General features: G+C 53.0%; 18 protein-coding genes. 6 read left to right on the top strand and 12 right to left on the bottom strand.

Annotation, left to right across the window (positions count from 1 at the left end; genetic code table 11):
• Positions 1-22: 22 nt before the first annotated feature.
• The 7 genes from GK091_RS21365 to moaC all read right to left on the bottom strand — a co-directional run bounded on the left by GK091_RS21365 (position 23) and on the right by moaC (position 5584).
• Positions 23-1126, bottom strand: a complete 1104-nt coding sequence (locus tag GK091_RS21365) for an iron-containing alcohol dehydrogenase family protein (protein WP_164041902.1) — start codon at positions 1124-1126, stop codon at positions 23-25.
• Positions 1127-1158: 32 nt separating this feature from the next.
• On the bottom strand, positions 1159-2364 hold the full coding sequence (locus GK091_RS21360) for a DegT/DnrJ/EryC1/StrS family aminotransferase (protein WP_246202345.1): 1206 nt from the start codon (positions 2362-2364) through the stop codon (positions 1159-1161).
• A 122-nt stretch (positions 2365-2486) separates the two neighbouring features.
• A complete protein-coding gene (locus GK091_RS21355) occupies positions 2487-2993 on the bottom strand; it encodes a nucleoside deaminase (protein ID WP_164041901.1) in 507 nt (168 codons plus the stop codon).
• A gap of 3 nt (positions 2994-2996) precedes the next feature.
• Positions 2997-3782 (bottom strand): nucleotidyltransferase domain-containing protein, encoded by a 786-nt coding sequence (locus GK091_RS21350; RefSeq protein WP_164041900.1) that lies wholly within the window; start codon positions 3780-3782, stop codon positions 2997-2999.
• A 101-nt stretch (positions 3783-3883) separates the two neighbouring features.
• The gene (locus GK091_RS21345; protein WP_164041899.1) at positions 3884-4492 is read right to left on the bottom strand and encodes a DUF6992 family protein; all 609 of its coding nucleotides are present in this window, start codon (positions 4490-4492) and stop codon (positions 3884-3886) included.
• 29 nt (positions 4493-4521) lie between these two features.
• On the bottom strand, positions 4522-5124 hold the full coding sequence (locus GK091_RS21340; RefSeq protein ID WP_317166334.1) for an NTP transferase domain-containing protein: 603 nt from the start codon (positions 5122-5124) through the stop codon (positions 4522-4524).
• Positions 5096-5584, bottom strand: coding sequence for a cyclic pyranopterin monophosphate synthase MoaC (moaC, locus tag GK091_RS21335; RefSeq protein ID WP_164041898.1), 489 nt, complete (start codon positions 5582-5584; stop codon positions 5096-5098). Before moaC ends, GK091_RS21340 begins: the two co-directional genes overlap by 29 nt.
• A 122-nt stretch (positions 5585-5706) precedes the next feature.
• Between moaC and GK091_RS21330 the strand changes: the two genes are divergently transcribed.
• The 4 genes from GK091_RS21330 (at position 5707) to GK091_RS21315 (ending at position 9737) form a co-directional block, all read left to right on the top strand.
• Positions 5707-6897, top strand: a complete 1191-nt coding sequence (locus GK091_RS21330) for a molybdopterin molybdotransferase MoeA (protein ID WP_164041897.1) — start codon at positions 5707-5709, stop codon at positions 6895-6897.
• Between the two features lie 15 nt (positions 6898-6912).
• Entirely contained in the window at positions 6913-7845 is a 933-nt protein-coding gene (locus tag GK091_RS21325; protein ID WP_164041896.1) for a carbon-nitrogen hydrolase family protein, read from the top strand.
• 29 nt (positions 7846-7874) lie between these two features.
• The gene (locus GK091_RS21320; protein ID WP_164041895.1) at positions 7875-8693 is read left to right on the top strand and encodes an AraC family transcriptional regulator; all 819 of its coding nucleotides are present in this window, start codon (positions 7875-7877) and stop codon (positions 8691-8693) included.
• A 75-nt stretch (positions 8694-8768) separates the two neighbouring features.
• On the top strand, positions 8769-9737 hold the full coding sequence (locus tag GK091_RS21315; protein ID WP_164041894.1) for a nitrilase family protein: 969 nt from the start codon (positions 8769-8771) through the stop codon (positions 9735-9737).
• Between the two features lie 43 nt (positions 9738-9780).
• Here the strand turns inward: GK091_RS21315 and GK091_RS21310 are convergent, their stop codons facing one another.
• The 4 genes from GK091_RS21310 to GK091_RS21295 form a co-directional block, all read right to left on the bottom strand.
• A complete protein-coding gene (locus GK091_RS21310) occupies positions 9781-10776 on the bottom strand; it encodes a glycosyltransferase family 9 protein (protein WP_164041893.1) in 996 nt (331 codons plus the stop codon).
• 53 nt (positions 10777-10829) lie between these two features.
• Complete coding sequence (locus tag GK091_RS21305; RefSeq protein ID WP_164041892.1) at positions 10830-11888, bottom strand: DUF4249 domain-containing protein; 1059 nt, start codon at positions 11886-11888, stop codon at positions 10830-10832.
• Between the two features lie 2 nt (positions 11889-11890).
• The gene (locus GK091_RS21300; RefSeq protein ID WP_164042964.1) at positions 11891-14302 is read right to left on the bottom strand and encodes a TonB-dependent receptor; all 2412 of its coding nucleotides are present in this window, start codon (positions 14300-14302) and stop codon (positions 11891-11893) included.
• Positions 14303-14448: 146 nt separating this feature from the next.
• Positions 14449-16182, bottom strand: a complete 1734-nt coding sequence (locus GK091_RS21295) for a helix-hairpin-helix domain-containing protein (RefSeq protein ID WP_164041891.1) — start codon at positions 16180-16182, stop codon at positions 14449-14451.
• 114 nt (positions 16183-16296) lie between these two features.
• Here GK091_RS21295 and GK091_RS21290 point away from each other — a divergent pair, with 114 nt between their 5' ends.
• Positions 16297-16629, top strand: a complete 333-nt coding sequence (locus GK091_RS21290) for a 2TM domain-containing protein (protein WP_246202344.1) — start codon at positions 16297-16299, stop codon at positions 16627-16629.
• Positions 16630-16710: 81 nt separating this feature from the next.
• Here the strand turns inward: GK091_RS21290 and GK091_RS21285 are convergent, their stop codons facing one another.
• On the bottom strand, positions 16711-17505 hold the full coding sequence (locus GK091_RS21285) for a thymidylate synthase (protein WP_164041890.1): 795 nt from the start codon (positions 17503-17505) through the stop codon (positions 16711-16713).
• Between the two features lie 321 nt (positions 17506-17826).
• Between GK091_RS21285 and GK091_RS21280 the strand changes: the two genes are divergently transcribed.
• Complete coding sequence (locus tag GK091_RS21280; protein ID WP_246202343.1) at positions 17827-20433, top strand: response regulator; 2607 nt, start codon at positions 17827-17829, stop codon at positions 20431-20433.
• The last annotated feature ends 39 nt before the right edge of the window (positions 20434-20472 follow it).

The following is a 20472-nucleotide window of genomic DNA, read 5'->3' as shown; positions in this document are numbered from 1 at the left end:
GTAGTCAACAGTTAGAATAAATTTATAGCCGCCGGAACAGATCTTTCAGTACATCAATGGTGATGACCTCCTGCCAGTTGTCGCCGATAGCGTGTAGCCACATGTGCGGCAGATTGTACGATACGTGCGCCATCTGCGTGATTGTATCGTCGCTCCAGTCTTTGGACAAGCCCTGCGGCAGGTCGATCTGGTGATAGGCGACCATTTCCTTGAACTCAGCAACGCCCTGCGGATAGTAATCCTCGAGGTGATTCATGATCAGGCAGTTGGCATAGCAGTGGCGGGTTCCCAGAATCTTCGACAGTCCGTAGCTCAACGCATGGCAAACGCCCACCTCAGAGTAGGTCAGGCTAAGCCCGCCCATCATCGAAGCAACCATCAGTTTGTCGTCGTTTTCGGGGGTCTGACCGGAGTGTTCGCCCAGATACACTTCCCGGCAAAGCTTCATCGACTGCTCGGCATAGGCGTGTGAATAGGCGTTGTTCAGTCGACCATTCTCCGATTCTACGCAGTGGATGTAGGTATCCATACCGGTGTAGAACCACCAGTTACGGGGCACGCTGGCAATCAGTTCGGGGTCGAGCACGATCTGGTTGAACACGGTCCATTCGCACTTCAGGCCAAGTTTTTTAACCGGACCGGTCAGTACAGCCGTCATCGACACCTCAGCGCCCGTTCCCGAAATGGTCGGTACACCAACGTGGTAAACCCCTGGCTTTTTGATCAGGTTCAGGCCCTGATAGAGCGTCGATGATCCTTCGTTGGTCAGCATCAGCGACAGCGCTTTGGCAATGTCCATGATGCTACCACCGCCGATACCAACAACGCCCGATGGCAGCCCTTTTTTGGCCAGAATCTCATCGCGGAGCTGATCGATCTGATCGGTTGTGGGCTCGTGTTCTTCGACGCTGATGTAATAACTCAGATCTTCGGCATGAGCCGGAACCTGCCCTTCGAGCGGTTTGCCCTTGAAGTAATTGTCGACCAGAAAGACAAAATAGCCTTCGTTGTCGGCACGATGCGGAGCCAGAATAGCATCAAGTTGCCCGAAACTACCCCGTCCGTAAACGGTTTTCTCGACCCCCTTGAAATTTTTGTGTATAGTTGGTGTTGGCGTTGCTACCATTGTGTTGTTAAACCGTATTGGTTATAAAGACTTTACGCTTCTACCAGGGTTGCTTTCCGAGCGGCCGCTTCGATGTTTGCCGCCAGCGCAGCGACTTCATCGTTTGTCCACGTAGCGCGAATACCAAACGAAACCAGCCGACCGATCACCGCTTGTGCATTCGGAATATCAAGGTTATTGTAGTCTTGCGGAGCGCCGAATTTTTCGATGGGCAAAGCCGAAGCCGTACGCATCTCTTTGATATGGTCCCACTGGTTGATGAAGTGGTACATATTCGTGAACCAGTAGTTGAATCCACCAACGCCAGCGGCATTTAGTTCGGCAACAAACCGGCCAGCCGTTTCGGTATCCGGTAAGAGTAAATTCAGGAACGTAGCCGAGTCGCCATTCGTGTCGGGAATGCGGGCAAACGAAACACCCGGCACCTGACCCAATGCCGTCATGAGCTGCTTTTTATGCGCATTATTGTTCTGAATAATCTCCGGCACCCGGCGCGTTTGGACTAGACCAACCGCTGCGTGAAGTTCGCTGATCCGGTAGTTGAAACCCAAAACCGGATGTTGTTCCATACCCCGGTTAGAGCCAATATGGTCGTGGCCGTGGTCCGAGTACGAGTCAGCATAGTTGTAAGCCTTCTCATCATTTGTGACCATGATACCTCCTTCGCCAGCCGTAGCAATCTTGAAAAAATCGAACGAATAAGCGCCGGTTTTACCCCACAAGCCTGTCGACACGCCTTTGTAGCTCGCGCCCATAGCCTGTCCGGCATCTTCGACCAACACGAGGTTATGCTCATTAATGACCGCCATGATAGCGTCCATATCCGCCATTTGTCCACACATGTGCACCAGACAAACACCTTTGGTACGGGGTGTGATAGCCTTCCGGATGCCATCGGCACTTAGGCAAAGCGTCTCGTCGATGTCGGCAAAAACAGGTAGTGCGCCCACCATCAGGACCGCTTCGATAGTCGCAATGTACGTGAACGGGGGGACGATTACCTCATCGCCCGCGCCAATGCCAGCTGCGACCATAGCGCACAAAGCCGCCGTGGAACCGCTCGATACGGCATGGGCGTATGTCGCGCCGACTAGTTTAGCAACCTCAGCCTCAAACTCGCGGGCTTTGTAAATATTGTTGCGTATCGCTTCGTGATTGTATCGAAACAGGATGCCGGTCTCCAGCACATCGTTGATTTCTTTGCGCTCGTCCGCTCCGAAGAATTCCATTCCTGGCATAACGTAATCAGTTTTTTACAAAAGTACAGTTTTTCTCTTTGACGGGATTTACCTGATTAACAGGATTTAGTCTTGAGAAGCCAAATCCGGTTAATCAGGTAAATCCCGTCGGATTGGTTTCATCAATAGGCTATTCGTTTTTCCTGGGCAATCCACTCGTTGAAGACAACGTTGGCTTCGTCGCGCAACACTTGCTGCATCGGAATGCGACGCTCCTCGCGGGGTTTCTCTAACTCACTGTAAATGAAATGATCATCAAACCCGGCACGGGCCGCGTCGTAATGAAAAGCCCCGTAAACAATTCGGCTGGGCCGCGCCCAGTAGATAGCGCCCAGGCACATCGGGCACGGTTCGCAGGAGGCATAGAGTGTACAGCCGTCCAACTGAAACGTGCCCAGCTTTTGGCAGGCATCGCGGATGGCAACGACCTCAGCATGTGCAGTCGGGTCGTTTGTCGAGGTCACCTGGTTGCTACCCCGGCCAACAATTTCGCCGTTGCGTACAATAACCGAACCAAAGGGACCGCCCTGTCCGGACATCATACCCTCGCGAGCCAGCCGGATGGCTTCCCGCAAAAAATCATCGTCGTTAGCCAGGGGCTGACTCGTCTTTATTTGCTGCTGTTGCATTTGCTAAACTGTGGTCAAATAAGTCATAACGGCCTTCTGTGCCGCATCGTTCCGGTGCAATGCAGCCGGAGCCTGTACATCACGCAACGCAAGGTATAAACGGACACAGGCCTGTAGACTGTCAACTAACGCATTTCGGTCAGGCGTCGCGATGGTTTGTATCAAGCTCACCAAATCTGCGGGATCAGCAATAGTTTCCAGTCGTCGTACCCCTCTGGGCAGACTCCCTTTTTTCAGGTGCAGCATAGGCCCAAGCACTACATTTCGCACAAACGAAAGGAAATCCATAGCCTCAAAATACTCACCCCGTCCAACTTTCAAGGCCGCATAGTGCATCCATATCCAGAAGCGATCTTCGGTCCGCTGGTAATCAAAGGGTGGATACAGAGCCTGCGACTGTTGAAGAACGCTCGTCAATGCACCATCGCGTTCCCAGACAATGACCGGGTCTTCGACACGCTGGTCAAATTCATCGATGGTCAAAAACTTAATATCGACATGCAGCAAAGGTGATTCGTACAACGCAATCAGCAAGCGCGGCTCACCAACGTGATCACCCCGAAACGACGATAACAGCGTACCGAACCGGGATGCGTAAGCGCGCATCGCATTCTCATCTGGCGCTACAGCGTTGGCTGTTATCAGTACCAGATCGAGATCCGAGTAGGCATCCATAGCGCCTGTTATCCAGGAGCCGCCAACGGCTAATCCGATGGCATCCGGGTCGTTACAAAGCAGCGCAATAGCGTTATCAATAAACGATTGAAAAGGCAGTAAATGGTCTTTCATGTCTCCTGCGCCGGAGCGCTAGTGCGATTAGTGAATTATCGCAAAACCGAGCCTCACACCGATAAGTTCAGCGATTAACCAGACCCCTACAACCCTAACCGTTACTTGATTGGCACAACGATCCCTACACCCATCGGGCCGGCGGATATGAGTTTGACCTCTTGTTTGTCACCCCTGTTTTTAAAAATAACGTAGTTAACCAGATCGAACGCGAACAGGAACCCACCCTGTATCATAATCGATTTACCATATCCCTGCAACTGATCGCTCTTGTCGGGATGCGATTGACTGCGTTCGCGCAGATACGCCCCACCCACGACATACGCAACATCTAACCCCACGTTCAGCAGCAGGATTTGCTTCATGGTTTCGTGCCGTCGGACGGCCTGCGCCAGCGTTTCGCCCTTGGCATCTGCTTTTCGTGAGCCCAACAAACCGACTCCCGCAATGCCCAGATTGACGAGATTCCAGTATACATTCATTTGGTGAAAATACTTCGTCTCACCCGATGCTTGACCAGCGGCAATACTACCAACCGCAATATTCGCCAGTGCGTAACCGCCCAGCGTCAGCCCAAGCGTTTTCTGGTGCCGAATCCGCTGCTCACTAAAGTCGCGCAGTTCGGGTGAAGGCGTAACCCGCTGAGCGGGCGCCGCCGTCCCCAAAAGCACGGACCCGGCAGCGAACAGTAATCGTCTGAATGGATTCATCGCATAGCGTTTTCCTGTAAACCTCTGGCTTAGGACCGATGTTTTAGCGCAGCCTGCGCAGCGGGATCGTTGATGTTCACCAGCTCACGAATGTCGGGAGCGGTCAGCAGGTGGGCATCGGTGATCATCAGCATCTGACGGGGTGAATAACGGCCAGCCGCAACAGCGTTTTGCAGAGTCGGCAGGATCAGTGGTTCCCAGATGCAGAGCAACGGTTCCGGAAACCGACCGTCAGAATCGTAAAAAGCGGTCGCCGGCTTCGACGCATCACGCCCCCCGACCAGCGCATCGAAGGAGCGCGTCGTCAGCAGCGGCATATCGCAAGCCACCACCAGCCAGGCAGCATCGGGCGCGATCTGAAACGCGGATAAAATTCCATTCATTGGACCGACCAGATTGGCAAATGCGTCCACGATCAGGGGCTGCGCCGAGTCGGTCAGTTCAGCCGCCTGCCCCGGGTTGACCGACCAGAACACCGTATCGCAATACGGCAGAAGCAGATCAGTCATGTGTTCGCGCTGGGGTTTATGGTGGTAGGTCAGTACCGATTTATCCTGACCCATACGCGTACTGCGCCCGCCAATCAGCACAAGGCCACTGAGTTTACGCCCGCTTGAAATCCCGTTTTCCACCTGTTTTTTCCATCAATTTAGTTTCCTTGATCACAATGTCATGCGACAGGGCTTTGCACATGTCGTAGATGGTCAATGCAGCCACCGATGCGCCGACCAGTGCTTCCATTTCGACGCCGGTTTTTCCTTCGGTCGACACCAGACAGTCGATAATGGCATCTGGCCCATCGGTCGTGATTATGATCTGGCAACTGTCGAGTCCGAGGGAGTGGCAAAGCGGAATCAGGTCGTCGGTTCGTTTGGCTGCCATCGTACCGGCAATGATCGCCGTCTGAAAAACAGGCCCTTTTTTCGTTTGAATATCAGAACCAGACAAGCCAGACTTACTTAGATGCTGCATGATGTCGGGGCCCAACGCGACCACACTGCGGGCGCGGGCCGTTCGGCGACTACTGGTTTTGGCCCCCACATCGACCATCGCCGGGTTGCCGTTTGCGTCAAGGTGCGATAACGTACTCATAAGCTTTTCAACGGGTGATTAAATCGGCCAGACACCTGGCACTGCGAAGAGGCAAAGGTATTCATCCATTTGTAGAGTAGCGTTTTTTCGGCGTACATTGTGCGTTCATTCTCCCACTGTTTATGCTCTCCGTTGCCGACGCTTTTTCCATCACTCAACAGCACCTGTTGACGCTACCCGCTGAAACGGTCCTACTCACCGAGGCCACTGGCCGCACACTCCGCGAAGCCGTTCGTGCCGACCGCGATTTCCCCCCCTTCAACCGGGTTGCCATGGATGGAATCGGCATTCAGTTTTCGACCTACGCCACCGGGCAACGGATATTCCCCGTAGCTGGCCGACAGCTGGCCGGGCAACCGCAGCAAACCCTAACCGACGCAGGTGCCTGCCTGGAAGTAATGACAGGCGCGATACTTCCCGACGGGATCGATACGGTTGTTCGCTACGAAGATATAACAGTTACGGATGGTCAGGCAACGGTGACGATCAGCGGCATTGAGCTGGGTCAGCATATTCACCGTCAGGCGGTTGATCGCCGGGCAGGCGATGAATTGCTGCCCGTTGGCACACGGCTTGATCCGTCGGCCATTGCCGTAGCTGCTTCAGTGGGCCAAGCCACCTTGTCGGTCACTGTCCTCCCCCGCGTGGCGCTGATCTCAACGGGTGATGAGTTGGTGGATGTCGATGAAACGCCCCTCCCCTACCAGATCCGTCGGTCGAATACCTACATGCTTCGGGCGTCACTGTTGACGATGGGTATATCGGCCACGTTGCACCACATCATCGACGACGAAGCGGTATTGGCCGACCGATTGGCCAGTCTGCTGGAAACGAACGATGTTTTGATTTTGAGCGGGGGCGTTTCAGCGGGGAAAGCCGATTTCGTTCCGGCAGTTCTGACGCAACTTGGTGTTCAAAAACAGTTTCACCAGATCGCTCAGCGCCCTGGAAAACCACTTTGGTTCGGCACGACCGCCGACAAGACAGTTTTTGCGCTGCCCGGCAATCCGGTTTCAACGGTGTTGTGCGCGTATCGCTACGTATTGCCTTACCTGCGGGCGTCGCTGGGGTTAGCACCCGCCCCGCCACGTTATGCGCAACTGGCCACACCCGTTACGTTCAAGCCCGCGGTTACGTATTTCCTGCCGGTCCGGCTCACGTCCGAACCCGACGGTCGGATGTTGGCGCACCCACTGCCCGGTTCAGGTTCCGCCGATTTTGCGAATCTGTTAGCGGCCGACGCGTTCATGGAATTACCCGCCGATCAGTCTTCGTTTGGCGCGGGCGAAGCGTTCCGGGTATGGGGTAACTAAAAGCAGACAGCGTCAATGAGAACGTTTAAAACCGTAAAGGTTGGCGTCGTACAGGCAACGCCCGCATTATTCGATCTGGAAGCGAGTATCGATCTTGTTGTTTCCTGGATCGAGCGGGCAGCGCAGGAAGGTTGTCAACTGCTGCTTTTCCCCGAGTCGTTCATTCCCTGCTATCCGCGCGGCCTGACGTTCGACGCTATCGTTGGACGACGTACCGATAAAGGCCGGGCCATGTGGCTGGATTACTGGTCGAACAGCATCGAGGTGCCATCCGTACAGGTCGATCGAATTAGTGAGGCTGTAAAAAAAGCGGGGATTTTTATCGCACTTGGCGTAACCGAACGGGAACCACTCGGCGGTACCTTACACTGCGCTTTGCTCTATTTTGGTCCCGATGGCACATTCCTGGGGAAACACCGCAAGCTAAAGCCAACCGGTCTTGAGCGATACATCTGGGGCGAAAGCGACGGCAGTACACTCGTTAGTTTCGATACGGAACTGGGGCGCATCGGGGGGCTGATCTGCTGGGAAAACTACATGCCGTTAGCCCGGATGGCAATGTATCAAAAAGGTGTCGAGCTTTATCTGGCGCCTACTGCGGACGCGCGCGACTCCTGGCAATCGACCATGCAACATATCGCGTTGGAAGGTCGCTGCTTCGTACTGGCAAGCAATCAATTCGTTCGAAAGGCGGATTACCCAACGCGGTATCAGGACGATCTGGCCGATGAACCGGATATGATGAGCCGGGGCGGCAGCGTTATTATTTCGCCACTCGGCGAGATCTTGGCGGGACCGCTCTGGAATCAGGAAGGATTATTGACCGCAGAACTGGACTTCACGACGCTAGCCAAGAGCAAGCTGGATTTCGACTGCATTGGTCACTACGCGCGACCCGATGTCTTTAAACTGGACGTAGTTGGTCAGCCGGCCAGCATCAAGGTTTGACGGTAACCCAGAGAGCGAAGACAACGTTTATGCAATTAACGCCATCACCAGAACTTGCGGGACTTGTCAAGCACTACCTGATTATCGAGAGTCAGGCAGTGACTGGTCGCAACCACCGTTTTTTTCCCGATGGGCATCCCGGCCTTGTTTTCTCTTATGCGGATTCCATTTTCCAGCCTACGACGAACACACAAAATGGCAGTCCGCTAGATAGCTTCGTTTACGGGCAGTTGGATCGGTATCACAACCTACGCTCCGGGAAAAATATTGGTATGCTTATCGTTGTTTTGCATCCCTGGGGATTACACGCCATTTCGGGCATTCCCGGCATCGAAACGACGAACTATCTGATTACTCTTTCCGACGTGTTTGGTTACGAAGGCGTACAGTTACAGGAACAAGTAGTATCGGAAGTGACCACAATCAGCCGCATTAACCGAATCGAGCATTTCCTTCTTAAACGCTGGAAAAATATCAACCATGAGTCAGTTTCCATTCAAACGGGGATTCAGCTTATTCACAGTACGCAGGGAATGGTGCCGATTCAGGCACTGACCCGTCAACTGAACATGACGGAACGTAGTCTGGAGCGTCGTTTCGACAAGTTTGTTGGCCTTAGTCCGAAACAATATTCCCGAATAGCGCGTCTACAAAACTGCCTCAAAATTCACCGGAGCAACCATGCCATGAGTTTGACCGAGCTGGCGTACACGGCTGGTTATTACGATCAGGCCCATTTCATCCGCGAGTTTACGAATCTCGTCGGTATAACACCCAGCCAGTACAATGCCAATACACAACGTCTGGCCGTGAACGTGATGCTGCTGACAACTCCGCCTGTCCTCTGATCTGTTTGTCGGATTTATACAATTGTCTGGTTTCACCGTCATTTACTTTTGTTTCAACCAACAAAAACAGACAGGATGAATAACCTTCTTATTGCAACGGCTCAGTTTGAAAACGCAAGTGGTGATAAAGCCTATAATCTGGGTATGATTCGGGAGCTATCAGCCAAGGCCGCCCAGCAAGGTGCTCAGGTCGTCGCCTTTCATGAGTGTTCTGTAACCGGCTACACCTTCGCCCGTCAGCTTTCCAGAAACCAGATGCTGGACCTGGCCGAACGTATTCCAGATGGCGACAGTACTCAGGCGTTGACGCGTATTGCTCGTGACAACAATATTGTGGTGCTGGCGGGTCTGTTCGAAAAAGATGAACAGGATCAGTTATTCAAAGCCTACGTATGTGTCGGGAAAGATGGGCTGATCGCAAAATACCGAAAACTACATCCCTTTATCAATCCCCATCTGTTGCCCGGCGATCGGTACGTGGTATTTGACCTGTTCGGCTGGACATGCGGTATTTTGATCTGCTACGACAACAATATCATCGAGAATGTACGCGCTACGGCTTTGCTGGGGGCTGACATTATTTTCATGCCGCACGTTACCATGTGTACCCCATCGCCACGACCCGGCGCAGGCTTCGTGGACCCGGCGTTGTGGGAAAATCGGGAACTGGACCCAACTTCTCTTCGGTTGGAATTTGACGGGTTGAAAGGTCGGGCGTGGTTGATGAAATGGCTCCCCGCCCGCGCTTACGACAATGGCGTGTACGTTGTCTTCAGTAATCCAATCGGGATGGATGACGACCAGTTAAAGAATGGCTGTTCGATGATTCTGGACCCATTCGGCGACGTTGTAGCCGAATGCAAGCAGTTAGGCGACGAGGTCGTCACCGCAACGTGTGATCCCGAAAAGCTCTGGAAGGCCGGTGGTCATCGTTACCGCAATGCCCGACGCCCTGAACTGTACCGCAACATACTGGGTCAACCGCATGTTGCCGAACAAAAAGTTGTTTGGTTAGAAGATCAACCGTCTTCCGGCGATCAATAGCGAGACGACGAGTGGCTGTTTTCAGGAAAACCAGTAATGGAATTTATTCCAGATTTTTCTTCTTGCGAAGCTCCTTGATTTCGAAATCGAGTGGGAGTTCGTTCATGCACTTGAAGTGCTTCAGCGGGCACTGATCGAAACCGATTTTGGAGCACGGACGACACTCCAGCCCCGTTTTTTCGAGCACGACGTACGGTGTCTTGTAGGGGTACATACCCAGTTGGGGCGTAGTATTTCCCCAGATCGAGTAGACTTTTTTCCGGAGGGCAGCCGCAATGTGCATGAGTCCGGTGTCATGGCTGAATACGATCCGCGCGCCCTGAAGAATGGACGCCGATTGGTTCAGATTGTATTGACCACAGGCGTTGTAAACCAGTTGATCACCAACGGCACGTATTATTTCATCGCCCGCTTCGCGGTCTTCTTTGCCCCCCAGCAAAATGATGGGGTGGTTTATTTTCCAGCAAAGTTCGATCATCCGTAGCACCGGCAACTTTTTGGTCGCGTGCTGCCCGCCGATGGCGTAGGCCACATAATCGTGGCGGTGGGTTTCGGGCAGCCAGTCGGTTTCTACCTGATCTTTGTAGGGAATAAAATAATCCAGTCCCCGCCCATCATTCTGAACGCCCAGCGGCTGCACGGTTGCCATGTAGCGATCCACAATGTGGATGTTCGGCATGGCATTCACCTTCCAGCGGACGTAGAGCCATTTGCGCAGATTCAGTTTGTCGAAGCTGTAGGATCGAACGCCCAGACGGAGCTTGATGATGCGCGTCCGCAGGTTGTTATGCAGATCGATAATGTAGTCGTACCGTTCGGCCCGGAGCTGGCCAATCAGGTCGTTCAAGCTATCATCGAGAAAATAACTTTTATCGATATACGGGTTATTCTCGACAATGGACTGATACCCCCGTTTGGTACAGAAATGCACCTCAGCACCCGATAACTGCTGTTTCAGGCATCGCACAACGGGCGTCGTCAGAACAATGTCGCCGATGGATGAGAAGCGTAAAACGAGGATTTTTACCGGGGGGGCCATAGTATGCTGTATTTTCGCAAAAATACTATTTTTTCAAGAGGCAACCAAACCATTCAATAGGACCACCAACGCGGTGTCACAGGAGTTCGGTACAGGCTGTTTTCGCATTCGACACAGGCGGCCCGGTCCGGCACATAGAAGGGCGCATCGACATCGGGCGTACCCTGTCCGGTACTCCGGTCGACGAAGATGTATTGTTCGGCAAGACCCGTTGCGCCGAAGTAGCCAAACACCATAGTAGCCGGGTCGCTCACACAATGCATATTCCCCTGCACCGTTGCCGGAGCGGCATCGAACAGGCCGCCCGTGTTGGTCGTCAGTTGCCGTACGCTCTTCCAGAATGTGTAGGCTCCTTTGCTGATGGCCTGCTGCTGCACCTCCAGATAATACCGGCTGGTTGCTTTGTAAGGTACGCGCATAATGAATTGCCGGCTGATTTCGCGCCCGTTGATGTTGGCGTCGGAATTCACGCTGATACAATTGTAGCAGCGCACAATATCCCAGCAGGGCGAACAGCAGGGCAATCCCAGAATCCGGCCATCGAGTTGTTCTTTTTTGGAGCAGATATCGATCCCTTCATAGTGCGCCCAGTCCCATTTGTAGTAGTCGCCGGTCGTTTCGGGGTCTTTCATGTCCAGATACACATTCCAGCCCTGGTTTTTAGCGCTGACAAGCGACTCGCCTTCGACGGTATATTCGTAGTACAATTTCTGAATTGGTGGAGCGGCCCGCAATACTTCGGTATCTGATTCATAACGCTTTCCATTTTTCGTCACAATCGTCACTTTATACGTTCGTCCGGCCACCCCCTGCATACCCGTCGCTTTTGTTCGGTAAATCCCACCCGATGATAGTTCGGTCAATGTCTCGCGATTACCCTGATTGTCGTCAATGGTTACGATGGCCCCCGTTTCGAGAAGGTTTAAACTTTTGTACGAATAATCGGCGGTGCGCGTCAGTTTGATGGTGTACGGGCCGGGCTGGTTAGTAATCTGGCCTTCCACGACGAGCGAGACGGGAATACTAACCGTATCGGGCTGAAATTCAGTCACGCAGGAGAGGACACCCAGCAGCACGCCAAACCCACACAGTAGTAGTCTGAAATGATTCATGATCAGAACTTAAAATTATAGGTGAGGGATGGGAAGGCGGTTCCGAAAATAGACAGCTTGTACGCATCTGACGAGGAAGCCGGACTTAGCTTGTAGAAGACCGAGTAGGCATTCTTGTGGGCGTACACGTTATAAATCGCGAATACCCAACTGCTCTGGTTGCGCTTTTTCTTGATCGGATTCTGCTCGAATGTCATCGAAAAGTCGAGCCGGTGGTAATCCGGCACCCGTTGTTGATTCCGGTCGAGGTAAATAGGAACGAGTACCCCGCCGATGCTGGCCAGCGCCGACGGTTGTGTTGTTGGTCGACCCGTGCTGTACGTAAAATTCAACGACAAGCTGAACCAGGCCGACGGACGGTAAACGGCCAGTGCGTTTAAGGTGTGCGGTTTATCGTAATTAGCCGCGTAGGCCCGTCCGTTGTTCACCCGTTCTTCGGGGTATGGACTGTCCATCGTCAGAAACGTACGGGCGTAGGTATAGCTGATGAAACCACTCCAGAGCCCTTTATTTTTACGCACTAAACCTTCAAACCCATACGCCCGGCCACTGCCCTGCACGATTTGGGTTTCAACCGCTTCGGCCAGTTGCAGCTCAGCCCCATCCCGGTAGTCAATGGCATTGGTCAACGTTTTGTAGTACACTTCACCCGATGCTTCGATGACGTTGTTGGTGGAATTATGGAAATAGCCCAGCGACCACTGATCGGCAATCTGCGGCTTTGTGTAGTTATCGCTCAAATGCCAGCGTGAGGTAGGTAAAGCCGCCGTCGTATTCGTGATTTGCTGGATATACTGCCGGAGCCGACTATAGCCGGCCTTGATGGCGTTACCCTCACCTACCGACCAGCGAACGGCCAGCCGGGGTTCTAGTCCACCCGCCGTGTGGTAAACCGCACCTTTCCCGTAAGCCTCCGTCGAGGTCACCGTTTCGTCCTGACGAGGGCCATTTTCCTGATACGTCCGAACCGTTTCAGGCCCCCGGTTGAGCAACGTGGAATACCGTAACCCCGCGATCAGCGACACATTGGCGTTTACTTTCCATTCGTCCTGGATATAGGCCGCCAGTTCGTAAGCCCGTTCCCGCGCCAGATCGATCGGTAACACATTGGACGATGGACCGGGTATGCGGGTGTTGGGCTGAATGAGGTAATCGATGGCGCTGATCCCGACCTGCCACTGGTGCGTCTCGTTGGGCGTGTACGTCAGATCGGATTTTAACTGACGATGCCAGATGCCCGACTTCAACTGGAACGCATTCGACGAATCGGGCGACGACAGATCAGCCTGATAGCGGCTGAGTATGGCCGACGTGGCCAGGTTCAACTGTTTGCTGACGAAGTAATTCCAGCGCAGTGATCCGGTCAGGGTCTGGTAATTGAACTGGGTCGATGACGCGTTGATCTCCTGCCCCGACAGCGAGTCCGAAGCCAGCTTAAATATATCCCGACTCACGTAGCCCGTGAAGGTAAACGTGTGCTGTTCGCTCAGCTGGTATTTGAGCTTAGTTGTCAGGTCGTAGAAATTGGCCTTTGTGTCTTTCAGGTTTGGGGGGGCCAGCTTAAATAGGAAATCATTGAACGAAGCTCGGGCGGCCAGCAGAAACGATAGTTTGTTTTTGACGATCGGCCCTTCAATACCTAACCGGCTCGAAATAATACCGATACCGCCATTTACGAGCCATTTGGTAGCATCTGGTTCCCGAATTTTCACATCCAGCACCGACGAAGCCCGTCCGCCGTACGTAGCCGCTACCCCACCCCGATTGAGGGTTACATCGCGAACGACATCGGGATTGAAGACCGAAAAGAACCCCATCAGATGGCTTGAATTAAAGATCGGCGCATCGTCGAACAGGATCAGGTTCTGGTCGGCGCTGCCCCCCCGAACGTTGAAACCCGGCGCTCCTTCACCCACGGTCGTGACGCCCGGCAGCAGTAATAGACTACGCACAATATCGACCTCACCCATCAAGGGCGGAATGCGCCGGATGCTACGAATCGACAGTTGCGAAACGCCAATCTCGACCTTCCGCACATTCCGATCCGGCGTTTCACTCGTTACGACAACCTCTTCCAGATCTTTGGCGTCATCGTCCATCAGCACTTCCCGAAAGAGCGTTTTTTGCAGCGATATCGTGTCCTCTTTTGTTCGGTAACCAACGTGTGAGAACCGGAGAATGTACTTACCGGGCGGTAACTGCACGATATAGAAGCCATCTTTGGCCGTTACGTACCCTTTCGATACGTCAACGACCACAATGTTGGCCCCCTGAATGGGTTTACCGGTTTTGGCATCCCGCACGTAGCCCGTCGCCGGGAACAGTGTCGGTGGAGCATTGGGAGCACCCCGTTGCTGAGCAAATGCCCTGTTAAGCAGACAAACTCCTAGGAACAGTAACGGTAAGAAGCGCATGGAACTGGGTTTAGGAAGCGCAGCATCGGCGGCCAGAAATTGCCAATAATAGAATGTATCAGTGACATAAAGGGATAAATTCACGGATTTACCCTGTTTTCACGAATCGTTAACCTATTATTAATTTCTATGGCCGCTATACTTTCTTACCTACGGGTGCGTTCCCGGCGTTTTTGCAGGTAATCACTCATTTCGGTCAACGTCAGGGCGTTAAAGGTCATCTCCTTGGTCAACCCGCCTTTACGACCGATGGCGACGCCGTAGTGCATATCGAGCAAGCCGGCCAGATCGTGCGCATCAGGGTTGATGCTCAACATCACGCCCTGCTGCATGGCATAATCGATCCAGTGCCAGTCGATATCGAGTCGGTAGGGGCTGGCGTTAATTTCGATCACAACCTGGTGCTCCGCGCAGGCGTCGATGATAGCCCGGTGGTCAATGGGGTAGCCTTCGCGGGCGAGTAAGAGCCGGCCGGTTGGATGACCCAGAATAGTCGTGTAGGGATTTTCGATGGCCCGGAGTAAACGCGTAGTAGCTTTTTCGAGCGACATGGTCAGGGTCTGGTGTACGGAAGCCACCACATAGTCGAAAGAAGCCAGCGTAGCGTCGTCGTAATCCAGCGAACCGTCGCCCAGAATGTCCGACTCAATGCCTTTAAATATCCGGAAGTCACTCCCGAAACCGGCGTTTAGCTGATCGATCTCCTGTTGCTGCTGCCGAACCCGATCACTGTCGAGACCATTGGCATAGCTGGCCGTTTTGGAGTGGTCGGCAATGCCGAAGTACGTGAGTCCGAGTTCGCGGCAATAGGCAGCCATGTTCGCTACGGATTGCTTACCATCCGACCAGGTGCTGTGGTTATGCAAGGTGCCCCGGAGGTCTTCCCACGTAACCAGTTCATCGTTCTGATGGCGGCTGGCCCAGCGAAACGCAAACGCATCTTCGCGCATTTCAGGAACGATGTAGGGCAACCCGGCTTTCGCATAAATACCCACTTCTACTTCGGCGGTTTCCAGGTCGGCCTCTGCCGCGTTTCCAAGGCCCAGCTGCGCTACATGAAGCAGCGGAAAGCCCCCGTTACCAACCTGTTGAAGATGCGCATCGGTTGCCGTCTGGATAAATAACTGGCGATTCAGCTGAGCGGCCGGATAGAACAGCAATTCAACCTGCACATCAAAACCTTGCAGTTTTCCCCGCCACACAAACGGCGATGACGCTAATTCGTTCTGCTCCAGATTGGGGAGACTCGCCAGCGTTTTCATCGCCGAAATCGGGTCGCTGGTTTGTATCAGCAGTTGGACCGCATCGACCTCCTGCGCCTTCCTCCGGACCTGACCGCTGATCTCGACCCGGTCGAACTGTTTTATCAGTTCATCGTGCAACAGGTTGGCAATCATAGCTGCTTTGTCCATGCGCACCTTTCCCTGTTGCTCCTGCAAGAACTCCAGTGCAGCCAGAATCTTCTCCTGCGTATTGGCCCCGAATCCCTTGATTTTGGCAATCTGCCCCGTTTCGCCAGCCAGTTGCAGGTCGCGAAGGTTGTCGATACCCAGTTCCTGCCAAAGCGTCCGTACCTTTTTAACACCCAATCCCTTGATCCGGAACATATCCAGAACGCCCGTTGGCGTCTGAGTCAGTAGCTCATCCAGATCGGTCAGGTGCCCCGTTTCTATGATTTCACGAATTTTACCGGCCATGGATTTACCAACACCGGGCAGTTGGATCAGCTCATCGACCGACAGTTGGGCCAGGTCAGCGGTGGTTTTATCCAGGTTGAAGGCAGCCGTCTGGAAGGTTCGGGTACGGAACGCATCCCGATCATGGAGTTCCATCAGGCGGGCTGTCTGTTCGAGTAAATCAACGATTTCGGAATTGGTCATAGCAATACAGGTATTCACTCCGCAAGTTAGGCAATTGGTCAGATTTGACGCGCAAGGCAGCCACGGATCAGCCTACCTTTATTCCATAAATCAGCGCACCGAACACGACTCACAATGAACACATATCAGTTTGCTATGGAAACTCCTTCTGTAAGTTCCGCCGACCGTAATCCTCTTCTGTGGAAACAAGCGAAAGCCCGCGTCGGCTTTAAGCTGCATCTACGGTCTTATCTGGTTGTCAATGCGGGTCTGTGGCTCCTGTGGGCCGCAATGGCGCTTCTAATTCATACGCCGGGTCGAGACGGGCTCTTTTTCCCGTGGCCTGTCTTCTCCTCACTTGGCTGGGGCTTTGGCCTGGCTGCGCATTACTTCCGCGTTTACAGCAACGGCGGCAGTGCGGAAACTATGATCGAGCAGGAATATCAGAAGCTGGCAAGCCAACAGTAATTGGCTATTGAGGAGACTAGATAATTGGGTAACTAAAGTGACTGGCTTCGACTGGTTACTCTAGTTACCCAGTTCCGTTTTTTACACCGCAACCGGCGCTTTTATGGCCGGGTATGGGTTATAATTTTCCAGCGAAAAATCGTCGTACGTAAAGTCGAAGATCGATTTCACGGCCGGGTTCAGACGCATCGTTGGCAACGGGCGCGGTTCGCGGGAAAGCTGTGTGTCAACCTGTTCGAGGTGGTTCAGATACAGATGCGTATCGCCCCCCGTCCAGATGAACTCGTGTGCCTCAAGCCCGCATTCCTGAGCGATCATCATCGTCAAGAGCGCATACGAGGCAATGTTGAACGGAACGCCCAAGAACACATCGGCACTCCGCTGATACAACTGGCAGGACAGTTTTCCATCGGCCACGTAGAACTGAAACAGCGCGTGGCAGGGCGGCAGCGCCATACCCGGCACATCGGCTGGGTTCCAGGCGGAAACGATCATCCGGCGCGAATCCGGCGAATTTTTGAGTTGTTTCAATACGTCGCTCAACTGATCGATCGAGCGACCATCCGTAGTGGCCCAGCTTCGCCACTGACGACCATATACCGGCCCCAGATCGCCGTTCTCGTCGGCCCAGTCATCCCAGATCGAAACGCCGTTGTCTTTGAGGTACTTAATATTGGTATCGCCTTTGATGAACCAGAGCAGTTCATGAATGATCGACTTGGTATGAACCTTTTTGGTCGTCAGCAGAGGGAACCCTTCCTGTAAGTTAAACCGCATCTGGTAACCGAATACGCTGATGGTTCCGGTGCCGGTCCGATCGGTTTTACGCGTGCCCGTTGCGAGAATATGGCGCAGTAGGTCGTGGTATTGTTGCATCCGGCAAAGTAACGAAAAAGCGGTTGTATTCGGTAGTTTTACTGAATGCGTGTTCCCTGAACGAGGTTGGCTACCTGTTTACCAACTACCAGCAACAGCGTTTGCCGTGTGAACAAGTGAGCCGAATTTAACCAGACAGCTTTGTTTATGTTTTATCGTTTACAAAAAACTTATTATTTATTTATTTTTATATTTACGACTTCCTCTACCTTTCCTCCCTCAGCGTTAAACCCATTACTTCGACTAGCTATGACCGTATGTTGAAGCCCATTATCTTTAGCAGGAACTCATACCCATCTCTATTTTGCCTGGTTCTATTTTATGAATGCGACTACACGTATTGGCTGGATGCTAGCTGTTGGCTTATTGATCCCAATACTTATCGGTATAAATGCGCAACGCACAACGCAACGAATGGTCAACCAGAATACGTGGCTCATTCATACGCATTTGGTCTTACAGCGAACGCAGCAGGTACAGGCGCATTTAACGAATCTGGACAACGATCTGCGGGGCTTCCTGCTTAGTCAGAACAACTCGGTTTTTAAAGCGGACTATGACCGGAATGCCCGGATCATGACGCAGTACCTGCAACAGGTAGCCAAGCTAACCGCTGACAATTCACCCCAGTATAAACGGGTGCAGACCATTCGCCAACTTCTCGGGCAAAAGCTGAACTACGGCAACTTATTGTTCACAAAAAGTACGGACGACAAAGGGCTTACCCGGCTCGATTCGGTAGAGACCTTTATGGGATTGAGTGATAATTTATTTCATGAACTTCGGACGATAGAAGCGGTTGAAAATGAGCTCTTAAACGTCCGGGCCAACGCCAGCGAGGAGTCTGCCTCCTACGCCAATCAAAGTAGTCTGGTGGGTGCTATTGCGGCTCTGGTGATCATCATGTGGGCATTTTACCGGCTCATGAAGACGGTGAAAGATACGACCCGGCTGAATCAGCAACTCAAACACAATGAAGATCAGCTTAAACGATTCATGGAAGCGGTGCCCGTCTCCATACTGGTTATCAATAAAGATGGGAATCTGTTTTACGCCAATCAGGCCGCATCCGATCTGTTTGGCGGCATTACCCAACTCACGTCCTATTCTGACATCCTGAACCGACTCACCGTTTATCAGTTTCCTGACGGTAAGCCCTATCCAATGGAACGGCGGCCCGCCTACCGGGCGCTGCGTGGCGAAACGTCGCAGGTAGACGACATGGAACTACGAATCGGCGATAAGCGCATTCAGATCCTGAGTTCCTCCCGTCCGATCTACGATGCCGATGGAACCCTGCAATACGTCATTTCGTCCAATATGGACATCAGTGACCGGGTCCTGTCGGAAGGTCGCTTGCAGGAAGCGAAAGAACTGGCCGAACAGGCATCCCGGCTGAAAGAGAATTTCCTGGCCAATATGAGTCACGAGATTCGCACCCCCCTGAACGCGGTGATCGGTTTCTCGAATCTGCTGGAAGTGACGCCCCTCAACGAGGAACAGGCCGAGTTCGTGAAGCTTGTTCAAACGGCCGGAAAAAATCTGCTGACGATCGTCAATGATATTTTAGATATATCCAAGATCGAAGCGGGCATGATTCAGATGGAGTCAATCCCGTTTAGTATCCGCTCACTGGTGGTTTCCCTGCAAACGATGCTCCAGTCGTCGGTGGCCGACAAAAATCTAACATTGGTCGTTGACATCGACCCAACGCTGCCCCCAATGGTGCTGGGCGACCCAACCCGGCTCACCCAGATTTTACTGAACCTGCTCAGTAATGCGATCAAATTCACCAAAGAAGGCGCTGTAACGGCCCGGATCTCGCGGCAGGACAACCATGAAAAGTTGGTTCGTGTGCAGTTCAAGGTAAACGATACTGGCATTGGCATTGACGCGAATGCATTACCACACGTCTTTGAACGGTTCCGGCAGGCGAGCGATTTCACAACCCGCTACTACGGGGGTACGGGCCTGGGACTCAACATCGTCAAGTCGCTGACCCAGATGCAGGGCGGCTCAATTACCGTAAGCAGCGAACCCGGCGTAGGCTCGGAATTTACGGTGGAACTCACCTACCCCATCGCGCTGGAACTGGACCAGCATGCCCTTGGCAAGCGTTTAAACGAGTCGGAATCGGGCAAAAAAACACTGACGATTCTAGCCGTGGAAGACAATGTCATGAATCAGAAGCTGGTTTTGCAGGTCATCAAACGGTTAGGCTACAAGGCCGAACTGGCCGAGAACGGTCAGCAGGCATTGGCTATGCTTAAGGAGAACGCATTCGATCTGATCCTGATGGATATTCAGATGCCGGTGATGGATGGTTACCAGACGACCCGACACATCCGGTCGACGCTCAACAGTACCATTCCAATCATTGCCATGACGGCCCACGCGCTGGCCAGTGAGCGTGAGCAGTGTTTGCAGGCGGGGATGAACGACTTTTTGCCCAAGCCGTTTCAGATGGAGGATTTGCACCGGATGATCCAGCACTATGGGTATAATGCCATCGAACAGGCTCCCGTCGTACCGATACCGGAACCTCAACCCGTCCAGCCCGTGCCCGTAGCCACAACCGCCTTCTCGATGGACCCCCTGCTCAACTCGGTGGGTCACGATATGGAACTGGCGCTGGAATTACTGGAAATTTACCTGGATAAGACACCCGCCGAACTCAGTCAGTTACGGCAATTGCTGACGGACGGTGACGTAGCTGCGATTGGCCGTATTCTGCACACGCAGAAAGCACCGGGCATGATGATGGGGCTCCAAAAAGCCACGGATCTTAATTTGATAATCGAAAAACTGGTTCGATCGGATAAAGACATCACGGAGATCGAGCCGCTCCTGCAACAATACATTACCGTTGTGGAAGACGGGCTACCCCTCATTCAGGAAGCGATGCAGAACGGTATCAATCAGGAATAGGGTCTGGCTGGATCAATACGAACAAATTAGTTAGCAGCT

The organism is Spirosoma agri (genome assembly GCF_010747415.1).
GTDB classification, from domain to species: domain Bacteria; phylum Bacteroidota; class Bacteroidia; order Cytophagales; family Spirosomataceae; genus Spirosoma; species Spirosoma agri.
Note: the sequence above shows the minus strand (reverse complement) of the source record. Positions and strands in the feature narration are given on the sequence as shown.

What these genes read in the sequence shown, in the direction of transcription:
- GK091_RS21365 (WP_164041902.1), bottom strand. Translation starts at nt 1,126, where the DNA reads ATGGTAGCAACGCCAACACCAACTATACACAAAAATTTCAAGGGGGTC.
- GK091_RS21360 (WP_246202345.1), bottom strand. Translation starts at nt 2,364, where the DNA reads ATGCCAGGAATGGAATTCTTCGGAGCGGACGAGCGCAAAGAAATCAAC.
- GK091_RS21355 (WP_164041901.1), bottom strand. Translation starts at nt 2,993, where the DNA reads ATGCAACAGCAGCAAATAAAGACGAGTCAGCCCCTGGCTAACGACGAT.
- GK091_RS21350 (WP_164041900.1), bottom strand. Translation starts at nt 3,782, where the DNA reads ATGAAAGACCATTTACTGCCTTTTCAATCGTTTATTGATAACGCTATT.
- GK091_RS21345 (WP_164041899.1), bottom strand. Translation starts at nt 4,492, where the DNA reads ATGAATCCATTCAGACGATTACTGTTCGCTGCCGGGTCCGTGCTTTTG.
- moaC (WP_164041898.1), bottom strand. Translation starts at nt 5,584, where the DNA reads ATGAGTACGTTATCGCACCTTGACGCAAACGGCAACCCGGCGATGGTC.
- GK091_RS21330 (WP_164041897.1), top strand. Translation starts at nt 5,707, where the DNA reads ATGCTCTCCGTTGCCGACGCTTTTTCCATCACTCAACAGCACCTGTTG.
- GK091_RS21325 (WP_164041896.1), top strand. Translation starts at nt 6,913, where the DNA reads ATGAGAACGTTTAAAACCGTAAAGGTTGGCGTCGTACAGGCAACGCCC.
- GK091_RS21320 (WP_164041895.1), top strand. Translation starts at nt 7,875, where the DNA reads ATGCAATTAACGCCATCACCAGAACTTGCGGGACTTGTCAAGCACTAC.
- GK091_RS21315 (WP_164041894.1), top strand. Translation starts at nt 8,769, where the DNA reads ATGAATAACCTTCTTATTGCAACGGCTCAGTTTGAAAACGCAAGTGGT.
- GK091_RS21310 (WP_164041893.1), bottom strand. Translation starts at nt 10,776, where the DNA reads ATGGCCCCCCCGGTAAAAATCCTCGTTTTACGCTTCTCATCCATCGGC.
- GK091_RS21305 (WP_164041892.1), bottom strand. Translation starts at nt 11,888, where the DNA reads ATGAATCATTTCAGACTACTACTGTGTGGGTTTGGCGTGCTGCTGGGT.
- GK091_RS21300 (WP_164042964.1), bottom strand. Translation starts at nt 14,302, where the DNA reads ATGCGCTTCTTACCGTTACTGTTCCTAGGAGTTTGTCTGCTTAACAGG.
- GK091_RS21295 (WP_164041891.1), bottom strand. Translation starts at nt 16,182, where the DNA reads ATGACCAATTCCGAAATCGTTGATTTACTCGAACAGACAGCCCGCCTG.
- GK091_RS21290 (WP_246202344.1), top strand. Translation starts at nt 16,297, where the DNA reads ATGAACACATATCAGTTTGCTATGGAAACTCCTTCTGTAAGTTCCGCC.
- GK091_RS21285 (WP_164041890.1), bottom strand. Translation starts at nt 17,505, where the DNA reads ATGCAACAATACCACGACCTACTGCGCCATATTCTCGCAACGGGCACG.
- GK091_RS21280 (WP_246202343.1), top strand. Translation starts at nt 17,827, where the DNA reads ATGAATGCGACTACACGTATTGGCTGGATGCTAGCTGTTGGCTTATTG.